The 15,940-nt window shown below is 74.0% G+C and carries 14 protein-coding genes and 1 pseudogene; 6 read left to right on the top strand and 9 right to left on the bottom strand.

The genetic code is table 11. The features are described from left to right. Window positions 1-9: 9 nt before the first annotated feature. Both BIV25_RS24450 and BIV25_RS24445 read left to right on the top strand, forming a co-directional pair. Window positions 10-864, top strand: a pseudogene (locus BIV25_RS24450) (alpha-L-fucosidase); the annotation flags it as partial. Window positions 865-1,294: 430 nt separating this feature from the next. Beyond that, entirely contained in the window at window positions 1,295-2,368 is a 1,074-nt protein-coding gene (locus tag BIV25_RS24445; protein ID WP_071374537.1) for an NAD(+)/NADH kinase, read from the top strand. Between the two features lie 19 nt (window positions 2,369-2,387). Here BIV25_RS24445 and BIV25_RS24440 read toward each other — a convergent pair whose 3' ends face one another. From BIV25_RS24440 to lnt, 6 genes are all read right to left on the bottom strand, one after another. Next, entirely contained in the window at window positions 2,388-3,062 is a 675-nt protein-coding gene (locus BIV25_RS24440; protein WP_071374536.1) for an ankyrin repeat domain-containing protein, read from the bottom strand. Window positions 3,063-3,124: 62 nt separating this feature from the next. Beyond that, the gene (locus BIV25_RS24435; RefSeq protein ID WP_071374535.1) at window positions 3,125-3,685 is read right to left on the bottom strand and encodes a pyridoxamine 5'-phosphate oxidase family protein; all 561 of its coding nucleotides are present in this window, start codon (window positions 3,683-3,685) and stop codon (window positions 3,125-3,127) included. A gap of 155 nt (window positions 3,686-3,840) precedes the next feature. Continuing rightward, window positions 3,841-5,760: a GAF domain-containing protein gene (locus BIV25_RS24430; protein WP_071374597.1), complete on the bottom strand. Its 1,920-nt coding sequence runs from the start codon at window positions 5,758-5,760 to the stop codon at window positions 3,841-3,843. 126 nt (window positions 5,761-5,886) lie between these two features. Then, the gene (locus tag BIV25_RS24425; protein ID WP_071374534.1) at window positions 5,887-6,702 is read right to left on the bottom strand and encodes a 3-hydroxybutyrate dehydrogenase; all 816 of its coding nucleotides are present in this window, start codon (window positions 6,700-6,702) and stop codon (window positions 5,887-5,889) included. Window positions 6,703-6,757: 55 nt separating this feature from the next. Further along, on the bottom strand, window positions 6,758-7,237 hold the full coding sequence (locus BIV25_RS24420; protein WP_071374533.1) for an NUDIX domain-containing protein: 480 nt from the start codon (window positions 7,235-7,237) through the stop codon (window positions 6,758-6,760). A gap of 67 nt (window positions 7,238-7,304) precedes the next feature. Further along, complete coding sequence (gene lnt / locus BIV25_RS24415; RefSeq protein ID WP_071374532.1) at window positions 7,305-8,912, bottom strand: apolipoprotein N-acyltransferase; 1,608 nt, start codon at window positions 8,910-8,912, stop codon at window positions 7,305-7,307. A 437-nt stretch (window positions 8,913-9,349) separates the two neighbouring features. Between lnt and BIV25_RS24410 the strand changes: the two genes are divergently transcribed. After that, a complete protein-coding gene (locus BIV25_RS24410) occupies window positions 9,350-10,321 on the top strand; it encodes an O-antigen ligase (protein ID WP_071374531.1) in 972 nt (323 codons plus the stop codon). Between the two features lie 27 nt (window positions 10,322-10,348). On the opposite strand, the gene BIV25_RS24405 is transcribed toward BIV25_RS24410, so the two are convergent. Then, window positions 10,349-10,894, bottom strand: a complete 546-nt coding sequence (locus tag BIV25_RS24405; RefSeq protein WP_071374530.1) for a hypothetical protein — start codon at window positions 10,892-10,894, stop codon at window positions 10,349-10,351. Window positions 10,895-10,999: 105 nt separating this feature from the next. Further along, window positions 11,000-11,785, bottom strand: coding sequence for a glutamate racemase (locus BIV25_RS24400; RefSeq protein WP_071374529.1), 786 nt, complete (start codon window positions 11,783-11,785; stop codon window positions 11,000-11,002). Window positions 11,786-11,854: 69 nt separating this feature from the next. Between BIV25_RS24400 and BIV25_RS24395 the strand changes: the two genes are divergently transcribed. Then, entirely contained in the window at window positions 11,855-13,018 is a 1,164-nt protein-coding gene (locus tag BIV25_RS24395; protein WP_079176861.1) for a glycosyltransferase, read from the top strand. A 6-nt stretch (window positions 13,019-13,024) separates the two neighbouring features. On the opposite strand, the gene BIV25_RS24390 is transcribed toward BIV25_RS24395, so the two are convergent. Next, window positions 13,025-14,320, bottom strand: a complete 1,296-nt coding sequence (locus BIV25_RS24390; RefSeq protein WP_177235398.1) for a TerD family protein — start codon at window positions 14,318-14,320, stop codon at window positions 13,025-13,027. Window positions 14,321-14,607: 287 nt separating this feature from the next. Between BIV25_RS24390 and BIV25_RS24385 the strand changes: the two genes are divergently transcribed. Together BIV25_RS24385 and BIV25_RS24380 are read left to right on the top strand one after the other, a co-directional pair. Then, the gene (locus BIV25_RS24385) at window positions 14,608-15,045 is read left to right on the top strand and encodes a DUF6643 family protein (protein WP_071374527.1); all 438 of its coding nucleotides are present in this window, start codon (window positions 14,608-14,610) and stop codon (window positions 15,043-15,045) included. A 43-nt stretch (window positions 15,046-15,088) separates the two neighbouring features. Continuing rightward, a complete protein-coding gene (locus BIV25_RS24380) occupies window positions 15,089-15,913 on the top strand; it encodes an MOSC domain-containing protein (RefSeq protein WP_071374526.1) in 825 nt (274 codons plus the stop codon). Window positions 15,914-15,940 lie beyond the last annotated feature (27 nt).

Raw genomic sequence — 15,940 nt, 5'->3', positions numbered from 1 at the left:
CGTGTCCCCATGCCGATGCGGCCCTGGTTCCGTGAGGCCAAGCCGGCCGTCTTCGTCCACTGGGGCGTGTACGCGGTGGACGGAGTGCCGGAGTCCTGGTGCTTCTGCACCGGGCAGGTCTCCCACGGGCGGTACATGAAGCAGCGGGACGGTTTCACGGCGTCCCGTTACGACCCGCACGCGTGGGCGGAGCTGTTCGCCCGTGCCGGTGCCCGGTACGCCGTGCTCACCGCGCGTCATCACGACGCGGTGGCCCTGTGGGACAGCGCGCACGGCGGGCTGGACGTGGTCCGCCGCACCCCGGCGGAGCCCGACCTGATCGCCGGGTACGCGGACGCGCCGCGCGAGCGCGGCCTCAAAGTGGGCCTGTGCTCCTCCCATTCGGACCGGAACCACCCCGGCTACGCGAGCACCCGCCACCCCGCCCCGGACGAGGATCCCCCGAACCCCCTCGCGCACGCCCGGCCCGGTGCGGAGGACCCCGTCGCCTGGGCACGATCTCGCCTACCGGGACGGACAGGTCGGGGAGCTGGTGGACCGGTTCCGGCCGGACCTGCTCTGGTTCGACGGCGAGTAGGAGCGCACCGAGGAGCAGTGGGGCCGGACGCCCTGGCCGCGCGGATCCTGGCCGGGAACCCGGACACGGTGCTCAACGCGCGCATGCTCGGCCACGGCGACTACGCCACCCCGGAACAGGGCGTGCCGCTCCAGGCGCCCGACGGCCCCTGGGAGTTGTGCCTCACGGTCAACGACTCCCGGGGCTTCCAGCACCGGGACACGATCCCGACGGAGCAGGCGGAGCGGCTCACGGGGCTCGGGGCATGGATCGCCCGGCACACCGAGGCCGTGTACGGCACCGTCGCCCATGGCGCTGTGCGAGCCCCGCTCGCGAGCCGGGCGGCGCGGGCGGACTCGGGGTGGTAGGCAGCCACGCCGATCCCGGTCACCGCCATGCACACAAGGGTCGTAGGCGCCGTCGCGAGCGGCGAGCAGCCAGGGGATCGTGCGGCGATCGGTGAGGGCGCCGGACAGCGGGTGTGTCACGGAGGACAGCAGGGAGGCGGGCCAGGACGACACCGGAGGCGGCGGCGTAGCCGTACCCGCGCCCGGCGACGGGGAAGGGGAGCGGACCCTCTCCGCCGGCGGAACCCTCGCCCGTGGCCCGCGGCCCGCGGCGTGGCGCGTCCGGTCGCGGCAACCGGCGGCGTGGCGCGTGCCGCCCCGCCGGGGTGCGCGGCGAGGATGGCGTTCGGTGACGGGCCCGGGAGCAGCCGGTGGAAAGGCGGAGGCGGGTATGACGGTGAACCGTGTCGGCCTGGTGGTGCACGGCGGACGGCCCGAGGCGGTGGTCGCCGCACGGGCCGTGCGCGAGTGGTGCGCCGAGCACGCGGTGGGCTGTGCCGACATCGACGTGTGGCAGGAGGGCGCGCGGCACAGTGCGCTGGAGGAGGTGGAGGCCGCGGGCGATCCGGATCTGATCGTCACCCTCGGCGGCGACGGCACGTTCCTGCGCGGCGCCCGGCTGGCCGCCGAGCACGACGCCCTGGTCCTCGGCGTCGACCTCGGCCGGGTCGGCTTTCTGACGGAGGTTCCGGTCTCCGCGGTGCGCGTGGCGCTGGACGCGGTACGGGACGGGCGGATCACGGTCGAGCGCCGGATGCTGCTGACGATGCGCGCGTCGTGCCGGCTGGAGGTGCCGGCGCAGATGGAGGCGCTGATGCGGTACGGGCGCGGGCCGATGCTGCCGCCGCCCCGGGTGCGCCCCGAATGCGAGACCGGGAACGAGTGGGGCGTGGCCCTGAACGTCACGGCGCTGAACGACGTCGTCGTGGAGCGGCTGACCCGGGACCGCCAGGTGTCGGTCGGCGTCTATCTGGCGGGCCGGCTGCTCGCCTCGTACTCCGCAGACGCGCTGCTGGTGGCAACGCCCACGGGGTCGACGGCATACAGCTTCGCCGCGGGCGGTCCGGTGGTCTCGCCGCGCGCCGACGGGCTCGTCTTCACGCCGGTAGCCCCGCACATGGTGTTCAACCGCTCGGTCGTGGCCGCCCCCGACGAGCCCATCGGGCTGCGGGTGCTGGAGCGTTCGGGCCAGGCCGCGGTGAGCATCGACGGGCAGTTGCGCGGGGTGCTGAGCCCCGGGGACTGGATCGGCGTGTACGCCGCTCCGCACCGGCTCAAGGCCGTGCGGCTGGGCCCGATGGACTTCTACGGCCGGCTGCGCGAGCGCATGAACCTCACCGACGCCCCGGCCGCGCTGGCCGACGGCGAGGCGGCTCCGCTGTGGCCGGTCAGCACTCCCCCGCCCGGCGACCTGGCCCACCTCGCGCTGCCCCCGGCCCCGGCCGACGGACCGCCCCCGGCGTGAGCCGGGTTCGCCGGGCGCGCTACAGCTGCCCGCCCTCCTGGATGTTCACCCCGTCGATCGTGACGACGTCCGTCCGCTCGGAACCCCCGACGACGCGGATCCAGCTGTCCACGGTCAGCTCGCGCCCGCTCAGGGCGATCTTGAAGCCGCCGTACATTCCGGGGACGGGGAACCAGCACACCGGGTGCGCCAGTTCGGTCAGCACCTCCACCTCCGGCAGCCGCATCCCCTGCTGGGTCGCGAGGTCGGTGCCGTCCTCCAGTCCCGCCCGGTGCCGGATCAGCCGGTGCAGGTGGTACTGGAGGCGGCCGGACACGTCGGCGGGCAGCGGGTGCCGGACGTCCGGGCACAGCGGGGCGGTGAGGTGGTGGTGGCCGCGTTGCGCGGCGATGTCCACGGCGCGCGCCCCGTCGCCGGTGCGCAGGGTCCGCCACGCGCCGGCCTCCAGCAGCCGCTCGACCGTCTCGGCCGGGGCACCGTGCCAGGCGGCCTGGTGCAGGGGCGTGAATCCGCTACGGCCTTCCAGCCGCGCGGTGTTGACCCAGTCCCGGTTCTTGTCGAGGAGGGCGAGCACGTTCCGCCAGTGACCGTCCCGGGCGGCGTCGGCGAGCTGGTCGCGCCGTGCCGCGTATTCGTCCTTGAGGCTCGACCTGCGGGTGACGCCGTCCCAGTGTGCGACTTTCTCGTGATCCACACGGGTGAGTGTAGGAACCGGCCGTGGGCCTCCGCCACATCGGTCCCCCTTGCGCGAGAGCGTCAGAACACCCACCGCGTGTGCGTGTAGACCCCGTTGTCCCGGCCGAAGCCGTACGCCGTGTCCGGGGCCACCGCGAACAGCACCGCGTCCCCCGCGCGGAACGCGTCCCCGATCCCGTGGAAGGTGCCCTCGGGCGAGGTGATGTGCGCGCCGTACTTCGCCTCGTACGCCGCGATGACCTCCTCCGTCACCGCCGGATCGGCCACCCGCTCCGCCCTGCCCTCGACCACGAGGTCGAGCCCCTCGGTGAGCGAGTTGCCGCCGGTGGTCAGCGCGCAGTGGGCATGATGGGCGAGGTTTCTCGCCTTCTGTTCCCCCGGGCCGGTGGAGAAGTACAGCACCCCGGCGTGCCAGGCGGCGATCACAGGGGTCACGTGCAGCCGGCCGTCGCGGCGCACCGTGGACACCCAGAAGATCTCGGCGGCCTCCAGGTGCCGCTGGGCCTCGGCCCATTCGGTGGCGGTGACGTCCTCGGCACCGGGCCGGGGCCGGAGCGCGGAACTGTAGCGGGCGTCGAGCGAGGCCGTGGGCTGTGGCCGCGCGGGTTCTCGTGTCGGCATGACGGGTCTCCTTCCTCTCCTCCCTCATAACGACCGCCGGGCCGTGCGGAAATCATCGCCGCACCGGCCCCGTGCACCATCAGCTCCCTGCGTCCCAGGCGGGAGCGGGAGACCCAGGCGGGAGCGGGAGGACGAGCGACACGTCCGTACGGGCATCAGCGTCTGTCCGGGGCGGCCAGCCGGTGCAGTCTCAGGGCGAGTTGGATCTCCAGGGCACGGGCGGGGGTCTGCCAGTCCGCGCCGAGGAGCCGGCCCACGCGCTCCAGGCGCTGGGCGACCGTGTTGACGTGGACGTGGAGGGTGTCCTTGGTGCGGGCCGGGCTCATGCCGCAGGAGAAGAACGCGTCCACGGTGCGCAGCAGTTCGGTACCCCGCCGTTCGTCGTACGCCACGATCGGGCCCACGGTGCGCTCGACGAATCCGGGGACGTCCCGTTCGCCCGCGAGAAGCAGGCCGAGGAAGCCGAAGTCCTCGGCCGCCGCGCCGTCCCCGGCCCGGCCCAGCAGACGCAGCGCGTCCAGGCAGCGGCGGCCCTCGGCGTAGGCGCCGGCCACGGTCTCGGGCTGGGCGGCGAGGCCCGTGACGGGGGCGGAGGCGCCGACCGTGACGGGTTGGCGGACGGTCCTGCCAAGGTGGCGGGCGGTGCGGCGGGCCACCTCCGTGGCACTGTCCCCGGCGCCGAGCGGCAGCAGCAGGACGGTGCCGCCGTCGCGCGCGGCGGCGAGGCCCTGCCGGGTGGCGGCGAGATGGGAGGCTGCCGCCCACAGGCGCCGGCGGGCCGCGGCCTCCTCGTCGGCGTCGGCGGCCGGGCCGTCGAGGCGGGCGGCGAGGACGACATGTGTCGCGTCCAGGTCTGCATGGAGCCGGGCGGCGCGCTCGCGCAGCAGGCGCGGGTCCCGGTCGCGGGCGTCCAGCAGGTCGTCCAACAGTTCGCCCCGTACGCGCTGTTCGGCCTCGGCGGCGGAGCGGCGGGCGAGCAGGAGCAGCGAGGTGACCATCGCCGCCCGCTCCAGCGTGCGCTGGTCGACGGGGTCGAGGCCGGGGTGTCCGCGCAGGACCAGCGCGCCGAGGACTTCGCCGCCCGCGGCCACCGGGGCGATCCAGTCCCTGCCGTGCCGTGCGGCATGCCCCGCGGCCCGTGCGGTCTCCAGTGCCTCGGCCGGTGCCGCACCGGTATCGGTGAACTCCACGGTGCCGTCGAGGACTTCGGAGACGGCGGCGGCCACGTCGTGCACCCCGCCGCCGCGCAGGACGAGTTCGGCGAGCCGGTCGTGGACGTCCGAGGCGCGTTCGATGACCGCACTGCGGTCCCGGATGATCTCGTTGGCGCTCTCCAGGCCTGCCAGCGCCGCGCGCGTCTCGGTGAGCAGGTTGGCGGTGTCGATCGCAGCGGCGGCGAGCGCGGCGAAGGAGCCCAGCAGGGCGATCTGCTCGCGTTCGAAGACGCGGGCCCGGCGGTCGGCGGCGAAGAGGACGCCGATGACGTGCGGGCCGAGCACCAGGGGGACACCGAGGATGGCGACCAGGCCCTCGTCACGGACGCCGGCGTCGATGGTGCGGGTGTGCTGGAAGCGGGCGTCCTCGAAGTAGTCGTCGGTGACGTACGGCCGTGTGGTCTGCGCGACCAGTCCGCCGAGCCCCTCCCCCAGGCCGAGCCGGAGCTGCTGGAAGCGGGCCGAGACGGAACCCTCGGTCACGCGCATGTACGTGTCGCCGTGCGCCGGGTCGTTCAGGGTGAGGTAGGCGACGTCCGTGCCGAGCAGGGAGCGGGCACGCTGCACGATCGCCCGCAGGACGGCGTCCAGATCGCGCAGGCCCGCGAGATCGTGGGCGGTCTCGAAGAGCGCGGAGAGCTCCGCCTCACGGCGCCGGCGTCCCTCCAGCTCGGCCCGGACGCGCAGCGCGTGCGCCCTGGCCTGCTCCAGCTCGGCGATCCGCGCGGCCGGCCGGCCCTCGGCGCGGGCGAGCAGCACCGGCTGCTCGTACGCCTCCACCGAGGCGTCGCGGGCCAGCAGCTCCAGGTACGGGACCTCGGGGCTGCGGCGGGGTGCCGGCTGGACGTGATCGCGAGACATGGTCACAGGATTCCGCATCATCGGCCCGGCCCGCCGAGCCTGTGGACAACTCCCCGCACTCCCCGCACTCCCCGGCACCTCCTCGGGCTGTCGGGGCTCCGAGCCGGAGGCTCCCGGCCCTCCCCGTCAGTGGGCGGTCCACCCGCCGTCGAGCACCAGCGACGTGCCGGTGACGAAGGACGCCTGGGGGCTGCACAGATAGGCCACGGCCTCGGCGACCTCCTCCGGTTCGATGAGCCGCCGCACGGCGCTGTCCTTCAGCAGGACCTCGGACAGCACACGCTCCTCGGGGATGCCGTGCGCCCGTGCCTGGTCCGCGATCTGCTTCTCGACCAGAGGGGTGCGCACATAGGCCGGGTTCACACAGTTCGAGGTGACCCCGTGGGGCGCTCCCTCCAGTGCGGCCGTCTTGGACAGGCCCTCCAGACCGTGCTTGGCGGCCACATAGGCCGACTTGAAGGCGGAGGCACGCAGACCGTGGACCGAGGACACGTTGACGATCCGGCCCCAGCCCCGCGCGTACATGTGCGGCAGCGCGCCGCGGATGAGCCGGAAGGGCGCCTCCAGCATCACGGTGAGCACCGTGTGGAAGACGTCGGGCGGGAACTCCTCGATGGGGCGCACCAGTTGCAGGCCCGCGTTGTTGACCAGCACATCGGTACCGGCGGCGGCCCGCTCGGCGGCGTCGAGGTCCGTGAGGTCCAGGACGTGCGGTACGACGGTGCCGGGGAGGCCTGCGGCCCGCTCCGCCTCCCCCGCCAGCTCGGCCAGGCCCATCGCGTCGCGGTCGACGGCCCGAACCTCGGCCCCGGCGGCGGCGAGCCGCAGCACGCACGCGCGGCCGATGCCGCCGGCGGCACCGGTGACGAGGGCGGTGCGGCCGCCGAGGTCGGGAGAGGACGGCTGGGAGTGCGGGCCGGACGGAAGGCTGGAGGCGGTCATGTGCCGACCCTAAGCAGCACCCGCCCCGTCACCACATGTGGTGCGCACCCACACTTCAGTCAACAGTCGTAGGGTCAAACCATGTGGGTTCCTCGCACATGGCCTGCTTGATCCGGAAGAGACCGAACTCGTTGAGGTCGGGCAGCGCGTCCGGGGCGAACCAGCCCACCTCCAGCGACTCGTCGTCGTTGACCCGGGCCTCGCCGCCCACGGCCCGGCAGCGCAAGGTGATGTCCATGTACTGGCAGGTGTCGCCATTGGGGTAGGTGACCGGCTCCAGGGCCTGCACCAGGACGATCCGCTCGGCGACACAGCGCACCGCGGTCTCCTCGAAGACCTCCCGCACGGCGCAGGCCGCGGGCTGCTCACCCGGGTCCGCGATGCCGCCGATCACCGACCACTTACGGGTGTCGGACCGCCGGCCCAGCAGGACCCTGCCCTCGTCGTCGAAGACGATCGCGGTGACCCCGGGAAGCCAGAGCAGCTGCTGGCCGGCCGAGGCCCTGAGCGTGCGGATGAAGTCAGGAGTAGCCATGGCCTCGACCCTAACCGGCCCGGCGGGCCCTCCCCTGTCGGTCCGGGACCACAGACCGGTCGTGCGGTCATGCGCCGCCGGTGCGCCGGGCGCGCAGCCCGGACCCGATCGCCCACCCGAGGCCGCCCGCGGCAACCAGCACGAGCGCGATCTCGGGGAGGATGCCCAGCTCGGTCGCGGGGGTCTCGGAGGTGCGCAGCGGCACCTTCTGCACGAGGTAGGCGGGCACGAACATGCCGGTCTTCTGCGTGATCCTGCCGTCCGGCATGATGATCGCGCTGACCCCGCTGGTCACCGGCACGGTGACGGTGCGGCTGTGCTCGACGGCACGGATCCGGGACATGGCGAGCTGCTGGTAGGTCATCTCGCTGCGGTCGAAGGTGGCGTTGTTGCTGGGCACGGAGATCATCTCCGCGCCGTCGGTGACCTCGGAGCGCACAGCCCAGTCGAAGGCGGCCTCGTAGCAGGTCACGAGCCCGACCTTGGCGCCGTCCATGTCGAACACGCCGGGCTTGCTGCCCCGGCTGAAGTCCTGGCGGACCATACCGGTCCAGTTCTTGTTGATCGCACCGACGAGCCCGCGCAGCGGGAGGTACTCGCCGAAGGGCTGGATCTGCCGCTTGTCGTAGGTCTGCGCCGGGCCCTTGGCCGGGTCCCACAGGATCTGCTCGTTGTAGAGCTTGCCGTCGCGCTCCACGACCGCACCGACCGAGACGGGCACGCCGACCGCCTTGGCGGCCTCGTCGATGACGGCGGCCGCGTCGGGGTTGGCGAAGGGGTCGATGTCGGAGGAGTTCTCCGGCCAGAGCACGAAGTCGGGCCTCGGGACCTTGCCCGCCTTGATATCGGCGGCGAGCCTGAGCGTCTCGCGCACGTGGTAGTCGAGCACGGCCCGCCGCTGGGCACTGAACTCCAGCCCGGAGCGCGGCACGTTGCCCTGGATGACCGCGACGGTCCGGGTGCCGGCCTCGGCCCTGTCGCTCACCAGCGGCCGTGCGGCCACCGCGCCCACCACCGGGACGGCCACGCTCAGCAGGGCCGCGGCTGCGGCCGACCGCCGCACCGCCCGGGTGCGCCGCCCCTCGATGACCAGGCGTACGACCTCGTAGAGGCCGAAGCCGCACAGCACCACGGCGAAACCGAGCACCGGGGTGCCGCCCACCGCGGCCAGCGGCAGGAAGACACCGTCCGCCTGACCGAACGCGATCTTGCCCCAGGGGAAGCCGTTGAACGGTACGCGCGCGCGTGCCGCCTCGCCCGCGATCCATACGGCCGCGGCCCACACCGGCCAGACGGGCAGCCTGGAGACGGCGGCGACCCCGACGCCGACCAGGGCGATGAAGATCGCCTCGACGGCGACCAGAGCCAGCCAGGGACCGGGGCCGACCTCCACACCGGTCCACACGAGCAGCGGCAGCAGGAAGCCCAGCCCGAAGAGGTAGCCGAGGCCGAGGGCCGCCTTCCAGCTCCGGCCGCGCAGCACCCAGCCGAAACCGGCGAAGGCGGGCAGCGCCAGCCACCACAGGGGGCGCGGCGGGAAGCTGACGTAGAGCAGCACTCCGCAGAGCACGGAGGCGAGGGCCGGGACCAGGCGCAGCAGGCGGGCGCCGCGCGTGCCGGAGGCGGACGGCTGGAGCTGGTCCGGCTGGTCCACGGAGGTTGCGGTGACGGTCACCCGGGTGAGTGTACGGCGGCCGACCTGGCCGCGAACAGCACGGTTCCCGGGCCGGTGCCGGCACCGGCCCGGGGCGATCTCCGCTGGTCACCGGCGCGCGGCGAGCCGCCCGACCCTGAGCGCCCAGCGTGCCGGCACCCCCGGCCCGGCCTCGGTCCGCCCCCTTCTCGCCCCACTCCTCATCACGTTCTCACCCCGCTCCTCATCACGACGATCCGCCGCATCTCGTGCCCAAAGCGGTCATCAGCCGCTACGGTGTGCCCAGCCTCGGCAGCGCGGCCGGATGCGGCGCCGCACCCTGTCGTGGCCTGGCATGGGTGCGGGGGACGAGGGGCGGCGGGGTGGGCTCGACCGGGATGAGGCCTGTGGCCGGTACGGCCGCAGCGAACACGGTGAACGCCGTGAACGTCAGAGGAAACGTTTCTGACGGCGCGGGCATGATCTTGCTCGGGGCCTGCGCCGGGTGGGCGCTGATCACCGCGGCGGCCCACGACGGACGGCCCGAGGGCGTGCTGCTCGCGGTGCTGGCCGTGACCGCCGGTCATGCCGTCGGCCGGGTATCCGGAGCCCTGCTCCCGGTGGCCGCGCCCTGCGTCGGCGCGCTGGCCGCTCTGGCGCTGGCCGTGGCACAGCCCGATCTCTCCCCCGGTGTCTGGTACGCCAGTCCGCTCGGCCACGCCGGCGGCACGGCCGCCCTGCTGGCACTGGCCACGGGAGCCGCGTGCTGTGCCGCCTGGTCCGCGCCCGGACCGGCACCGCGGCTGGGGTTGCGGGCGCTGGCCGCCGCCGTCGTACCGACCGCGGCCGTCCTCGGCTCGACGGCCGGCTGCGCGGCGAGCACCGCCGTCCTGCTGTGTGGGCTGGCCGCGGGCTCGGTGACGCGCCGGGGTCTGTCCCTGCTGGGGCTGGCCGCGGCGGCGGCCCTGGTCGCAGGGGCGACATGGGCGCTGGCCGCCGGTGGGCTGCCCGACGGGCTCGCGGACGTGCTCGAAGGGCGGCTCACCGTGCACCGGGTGGGGCTGTGGCAGGACGCCCTGCGGATGGCGGAGCGGCACCGGGGCCTCGGGGTCGGTCCGGACCGGTTCGGCGAACCGAGTCCGGCGGCGACGCAGACGGTGCCCTCCGACGGCAAGCCGCACTCGGCCCTGTTGCAGGTGGCGGCGGAGCAGGGCCTGGTCGGGGTGGTACTGACCGGGGCCGCCTTCTGCTGGGCGCTGCACGCGTTGTGGCGTACGCCCCGCTCGACGCCGGTCGCCCTCACCACGGGCGCCGCCCTGACGGCGCTGGCCGCGCTCGCCTCGCTGGGCAACGCGCTGAGCTTCACGTCGGTGACGGCGGGCGCCGGACTGCTGGCCGGGTGGGCGACGGCACGGCCCTGGGCGCGCGAGGGCGCTGAGTCGCGACTCTGAGCGACGGGGCCGCCCGGGTGGGCGGCGTCAGGCGGCCGGACCGGGCGTGCCGGTCCGCAGCCGGGCCCGGATGACCCGTACCGCCGACTCCGCGTTGTCCACCGTGATCGTGAAGGTGTGACCGTCCCACAGGCGCAGCACGACGCCCTCGCCCCGGCGCACGACGACCGCGGTGCCCTTCTCGGGGCGCCACCGGTAGCCCCAGCCGCCCCAGTGCCGGGGCGTGACCAGGGCGGTGAAGTCGGCGCCGGCCACCTGGGAGAGCGGGATGCGGCGGCGCGGGAGACCTATATGACCGCAGCGCACCTCGACGCACTCCTTGTCGAGCCTGAGGTCCACGTGCACGAAGGCGAGCGTGCCGAACAGGACCAGCAGTCCGGCCGCGATGCAGCCCACGACGGACATCGCCAGCGGGGCGATGCCGGAGGTCCAGGCAGAGTCCACGGCCAGCTCGATGCCGAGCGCCATGCATGCCGCGCCCACCAGGGCCAGCAGCCACTGGACGCGGTTGGTGGCCCGCCCGGTCCAGACGTCGGGGTGTGTGGGGTCCTCGGCGTGGGGGTGGTCCCTCATATGCATGAGGTTACTCAGGTTTCGCCGCGCGGGTACCGGCGTGCGGAGGACGACGGGGCCGGGCGGGGCGCGACGGGCTCGTGTCCCCTCCGCCGTCGCCGCCGGTCAGCGAACCGCGCTGACGGCCCGCAGGAAGCGGCCTTCCTCGTACGCCAGGGCGGTGTCGGGGAGCGTGGCCTCGCGGCCGCTGAGCAGCACCGTGAGAGTGGTGTCGGCGACGGCGTCGGGGGCCGGCTCGGCGCCGACCCGGCGCAGGGCCTGGGCGGCCACCGCAGCGGCGGTGCCGTGCAGGACGAGCGGCTGGGCGTCCGGGCGCTGGACGGCCGCGCGGATCCGCTCGCCGACCAGCTCGTAGTTGGTGCAGCCGAGGACGACGGTGGTGACGTCCTCGGGGGTGCGGGCGGCGGCCGAGGCGATCGCGGCCTCGACCGCGGCCTCGTCGGCGTGGTGCACGGCGTCCGCGAGGCCGGGGCACGCCACCTCGGTGACGCTGACACCGGCGGCGAACTGCTCGATCAGACCGCGCTGGTAGGCGCTGCCGGTGGTGGCGGGGGTGGCCCAGATGGCGACGTGGCCGCCGCCCGCAGCGGCCGGCTTGATCCCCGGGACGGTCCCGATGATCGGCAGCTCCGGTTCGAAGCGGGCCCGCATCTGCGGCAGGGAGTGCACGGACGCGGTGTTGCAGGCGACGATCAGGACGTCGGGCTCGTGGGCGGCGGCCGCCTCTGCCACGGCGATGGCCCGCTGCGTGATGTCCTCCGGGGTCCGCGGCCCCCAGGGCATCCCGTCCGGGTCCCAGGAGAGCACGAGATCCGCGTCGGGCCGCAGCCGCCGTACCGCGGCGGCGGCGGGGAGCAGGCCGATTCCGGAGTCCATGAGCGCGATCTTCACCCGGCCACGATAGACGATCCGCCCCTGCGGGCCGCCCGGGTGGGGCAGACTGCGGCCGTGAGCGCCCTGATGTGGATCACCGCCGTCTCGCTGGCCGCCTGGTGCTGGCTGCTGCTCTGCCAGGGATTCTTCTGGCGCACGGACGTACGGCTGCCGCCGCGCCGGGACCCGGACGCGTGGCCGTCCGTGTGCGTCGTCGTACCGGCCCGGGACGAGGCCGCGGTGCTGTCGGCGAGCCTGCCGTCGCTGCTGGCGCAGGACTATCCGGGGCGGGCGGAGGTCTTCCTGGTCGACGACGGGAGTACGGACGGCACCGGCGAGCTGGCCCGGGAGCTGTCCCGGCGGCACGGCGGCCTGCCGCTGACGGTGGGCTCGCCCGGGGAGCCGCCGGCGGGCTGGACGGGCAAGCTGTGGGCGGTGCGGCACGGCATCGGCCTGGCACGCGCGCGTGATCCCGAGTATCTGCTGCTGACGGACGCGGACATCGCGCACGCCCCGGACAGCCTGCGCGCGCTGGTCGCGGCGGCGGGGGCCGGGGGCTTCGACGTCGTGTCGCAGATGGCACGGCTGCGGGTGGAGAGCCTGTGGGAGCGGCTGGTGGTACCGGCGTTCGTCTATTTCTTCGCGCAGCTGTATCCCTTCCGCCGGATCGGCCGCCGGGGATCGCGCACGGCCGCGGCGGCGGGCGGCTGTGTCCTGTTGCGCGCGGACATGGCGGAGCGGGCGCGCATCCCGGACGCCATCCGGCACGCGGTGATCGACGACGTGGCGCTCGCGCGCGCGGTGAAGGGCGTCGGCGGCCACGTCTGGCTGGGGCTGGCCGAGCGGGTGGACAGCGTGCGGCCCTATCCGCGGCTGCACGACCTGTGGCGGATGGTCTCGCGCAGTGCCTACGCCCAGTTGCGGCACAACCCGCTGCTGCTCCTCGGTACGGTCGCCGGGCTCGCCCTGGTCTACCTGCTGCCGCCCGCCGCACTGGTCGCGGGCGCGGCCGGCGGGAGCGTGGCGACGGCCGTGCTCGGCGCCCTGGCGTGGGCGGTGATGGCGGGGACGTACGTGCCGATGCTGCGCTACTACGGCCAGCCGGTCCGGCTCGTTCCGCTGCTGCCGTTCACCGCGCTGCTGTACTTGCTGATGACGGTCGACTCGGCCGTGCAGCACTACCGGGGGCGCGGGGCCGCCTGGAAGGGCCGTACCTACGCGCGTCCCGATGCCGTGCCCGACGAGGGCTGAGCCGGGTCACTTGCGGCCGGGCGTCCAGTTCATGCCCCAGCCGTAGGCGCGGTCCACGGTCCGCTGGGGGCTCACTCCGCGCTCCGGCACCAGGTAGCGCGCCTCGCGCTGGACGAGGAGGTCCCCGCCGGTGTTCGTGATCAGGGCGAGTGCGCACACCGTCGAGGGGACGGTGCACTCGTCGAGCGAGAAGTCGATGGGGGCGCCGTGCTGCGGGCGGAGGGTGACGGTGGCGTGCAGGTCGGCGAAGGAGTTGGCACCTTCGTAGATGGTGACGAAGACGAGGATGCGCCGGAAGTCCTGCCGGTGGTCGAGATTGACGGTGAGGTTCTCCCCGGCGGCCACGGCACCGGTGCGGTCGTCGCCGTCGAGGTGGATGTACGGCGGCCGGTGCAGCGATCCGAAGGCGTTGCCGAGGGCCTGGACGACTCCCTTGCGGCCGTCGGCGAGTTCGTACAGGGCGCACAGGTCGAGGTCGAGGTCCCGGTGGCCACCGCCTCCCCAGCGACCGCCCCAGCCCGAAAGCTGTTTGCCCGTCTGCCAGTTGAGGTTCACGCGCAGGGCACCGGATGTTCCGCCCTGCTTGGCGAGCGAGACGGAGGGGGCGGCCTTGGTGAGGGTGACCTTGGACAGGCGGACCGGCGCGGCGGGCGGCGCGGCGACCGGGGGTGCCACGGGGGGCGTCGGCGGCGGGGGCGGCGCGGTCGGGAGCGAGGGCGGCACGGGGGGCGTCGCGGGTGCCGGCGGCATCGTCACCGTGGGCGGTGCGGCGCGCTGCGGTTCGTCCACGGAGATCCCGAAGTCCGTTGCCAGGCCTTCGAGTCCGCTGCTGTAGCCCTGGGCGACGGCGCGGAACTTCCAGCCGCCCTGGCGGCGGTAGAACTCGCCGAGCACGAAGGCCGTCTCCGAGGTCGCGCCGGGGCTGTCGAAGCGGACGACGACGGAGCCGGTCGCGCCGTCGGTCACCTCGATGTAGAGGCCGGGGACCTGTGCGAACGTGCCGCCGTCGGCGGAGGCGGCGAGGACGATCCGCTCGATCGCGCCCTCCACGCGCGCGAGGTCGACGGAAAGCGTGTCGGTGATCTGTCCGCCGGCCGTCCGTTTGCCCTCGTGCCGTACGGCGCCGGAGGGGTGCGCGGGCTGGTTGTAGAAGACGAAGTCCCCGTCGGAGCGGACCCGTCCGGCGGCGAGGAGCAGCGCCGAGGCGTCCGCGTCGGGCACGCCTGGTCCGGAGCGCCAGCCCAATTCGACGCGCAGGGCCGTGGTCGGCACCAGCGCGTTCGACCCTTTCGGCATTGACATGTCCCACCCCAATCCGTGTCGGCTCCCGGGCATCCCCGGCCGTCCGGTCATCCCTACCCGCACAACCTATTCCCGGGACGGGCGAACTCCCCTGAACAGCACCGGAAGATCGCCGGTCGACCGCCGGTAACCCCGCAGAAAGACTCCCTTTACATGATTCAAACGCGGGCCGGTGCCCCATTTTGCCAAGTTCGCTCGGATTGGGGATCCCAGGTCACTGCCGACACGGAAAAGAACCCTCTTATCGGTCTCCCCAACGAGCACATCGTGGGCTTAACTTATGTGCCATGACCTCCCCCCGCTCCACTTATGGTGGCGGCTACTACTCCGCCTCCTTCCCGGACACCCCGATCTACGACTCCCTCGTCGCCGAGCGGGGCACCCCGCAGATCGCCCCGATCCGGGTCCCCGCCGCCTACGACATGGGCAGCAACCTGCCCGCCCTGCCGTCGGCACTGCCCGCCCTCCCGGCGGCCCCCTCCCCGCAGCCGCCTGCCTACGGCTACCCGCAGACGCCGCAGCCCGCGCCGTTCCAGCAGGCGCCCACGGCGCACATCCCGCAGCAGGCGAGCGCCCCGCGCGGTTACCCCGGTCCGCAGGCCCCGCAGCCGCAGCGCCCGATGGCGGGCGGCACGGGGTACGAGGCCATGCGCCCCGCCGCGCCGCGGCCCGCCCCGGCTCCCTACCAGGACCCGTACAACAACCAGCAGTACCGCGGCTACTGACCGGCGCCCCCTCGCTGTCGGTGCCGCCTGGCACGATGGCGTCATGGGACACGCCGAAGTGCAGTCGATCCACGTCCATCCGGTCAAGGCGTTCCGGGGATTCGCACCCCAGGAAGCTGTGGTGGAGCCCTGGGGCCTGGCCGGAGACCGGCGCTGGACACTGATCGACGACGGGGGAAAGGTCGTCACCCAGCGCGAGCAGCCGCGCCTCGCGCTGGCCGTCGCCGAGCTGCTGCCCGGCGGCGGAGTTCTGCTGTCCGCGCCCGGTCGCACGCCGTTGGCGGTGACCGTGCCCGAGCCGGGCGAGACCGTGCCGATCAGCGTCTTCGGCACGAAGGTGGAGGCGGTCCCGGCCGGGCCGCCCGCGCATGCCTGGTGCAGCGCCTTCCTGGAGGCGGACGTCCGCCTGGTGCACATGGACGACCCGGCCGCCCGCCGCCCGGTCGACCCCGCGTACGCCCTGCCCGGGGAGACGGTCAGCTTCGCCGACGGCTATCCCCTGCTGGTCACCGCCGCCGCCTCCCTCGACGCCCTCAACTCCCTGATAGCCGAGGGCACTCACGGCCACGAGGGTCCGCTGCCGATGAACCGCTTCCGGCCCAACCTCGTCGTCGCGGGCACCGAAGCCTGGGCCGAGGACCACTGGTCCCGCATCTCCGTCGGCGACGTGGTCCTGCGCGTCGCGAAGCCGAGCGGACGGTGCGTCGTCACCACGACCGACCAGGACACCGGCGTACGCGGCCGCGAGCCCCTGCTCACCCTGGCGCGGCACCGCAGGGCCGGCTCGATGCTGGTCTTCGGGCAGAACCTGGTGCCCGTCACACCCGGCACGATCAGGGTCGGGGACCCGGTGCGGGTGCTGGAGTGACACGCGACAACGGCCGGACACGGACGG

Source organism: Streptomyces sp. MUSC 14, from assembly GCF_001866675.1.
Lineage (GTDB): Bacteria > Actinomycetota > Actinomycetes > Streptomycetales > Streptomycetaceae > Streptomyces.
This window is presented reverse-complemented; position numbering and strand designations above follow the sequence as displayed.

What these genes read in the sequence shown, in the direction of transcription:
- BIV25_RS24405 (WP_071374530.1), bottom strand. Translation starts at nt 10,894, where the DNA reads ATGAGGGACCACCCCCACGCCGAGGACCCCACACACCCCGACGTCTGG.
- BIV25_RS24380 (WP_071374526.1), top strand. Translation starts at nt 15,089, where the DNA reads ATGGGACACGCCGAAGTGCAGTCGATCCACGTCCATCCGGTCAAGGCG.
- BIV25_RS24435 (WP_071374535.1), bottom strand. Translation starts at nt 3,685, where the DNA reads ATGCCGACACGAGAACCCGCGCGGCCACAGCCCACGGCCTCGCTCGAC.
- BIV25_RS24420 (WP_071374533.1), bottom strand. Translation starts at nt 7,237, where the DNA reads ATGGCTACTCCTGACTTCATCCGCACGCTCAGGGCCTCGGCCGGCCAG.
- BIV25_RS24445 (WP_071374537.1), top strand. Translation starts at nt 1,295, where the DNA reads ATGACGGTGAACCGTGTCGGCCTGGTGGTGCACGGCGGACGGCCCGAG.
- BIV25_RS24430 (WP_071374597.1), bottom strand. Translation starts at nt 5,760, where the DNA reads ATGTCTCGCGATCACGTCCAGCCGGCACCCCGCCGCAGCCCCGAGGTC.
- BIV25_RS24395 (WP_079176861.1), top strand. Translation starts at nt 11,855, where the DNA reads ATGTGGATCACCGCCGTCTCGCTGGCCGCCTGGTGCTGGCTGCTGCTC.
- BIV25_RS24410 (WP_071374531.1), top strand. Translation starts at nt 9,350, where the DNA reads ATGATCTTGCTCGGGGCCTGCGCCGGGTGGGCGCTGATCACCGCGGCG.
- BIV25_RS24390 (WP_177235398.1), bottom strand. Translation starts at nt 14,320, where the DNA reads ATGTCAATGCCGAAAGGGTCGAACGCGCTGGTGCCGACCACGGCCCTG.
- BIV25_RS24425 (WP_071374534.1), bottom strand. Translation starts at nt 6,702, where the DNA reads ATGACCGCCTCCAGCCTTCCGTCCGGCCCGCACTCCCAGCCGTCCTCT.
- BIV25_RS24385 (WP_071374527.1), top strand. Translation starts at nt 14,608, where the DNA reads ATGACCTCCCCCCGCTCCACTTATGGTGGCGGCTACTACTCCGCCTCC.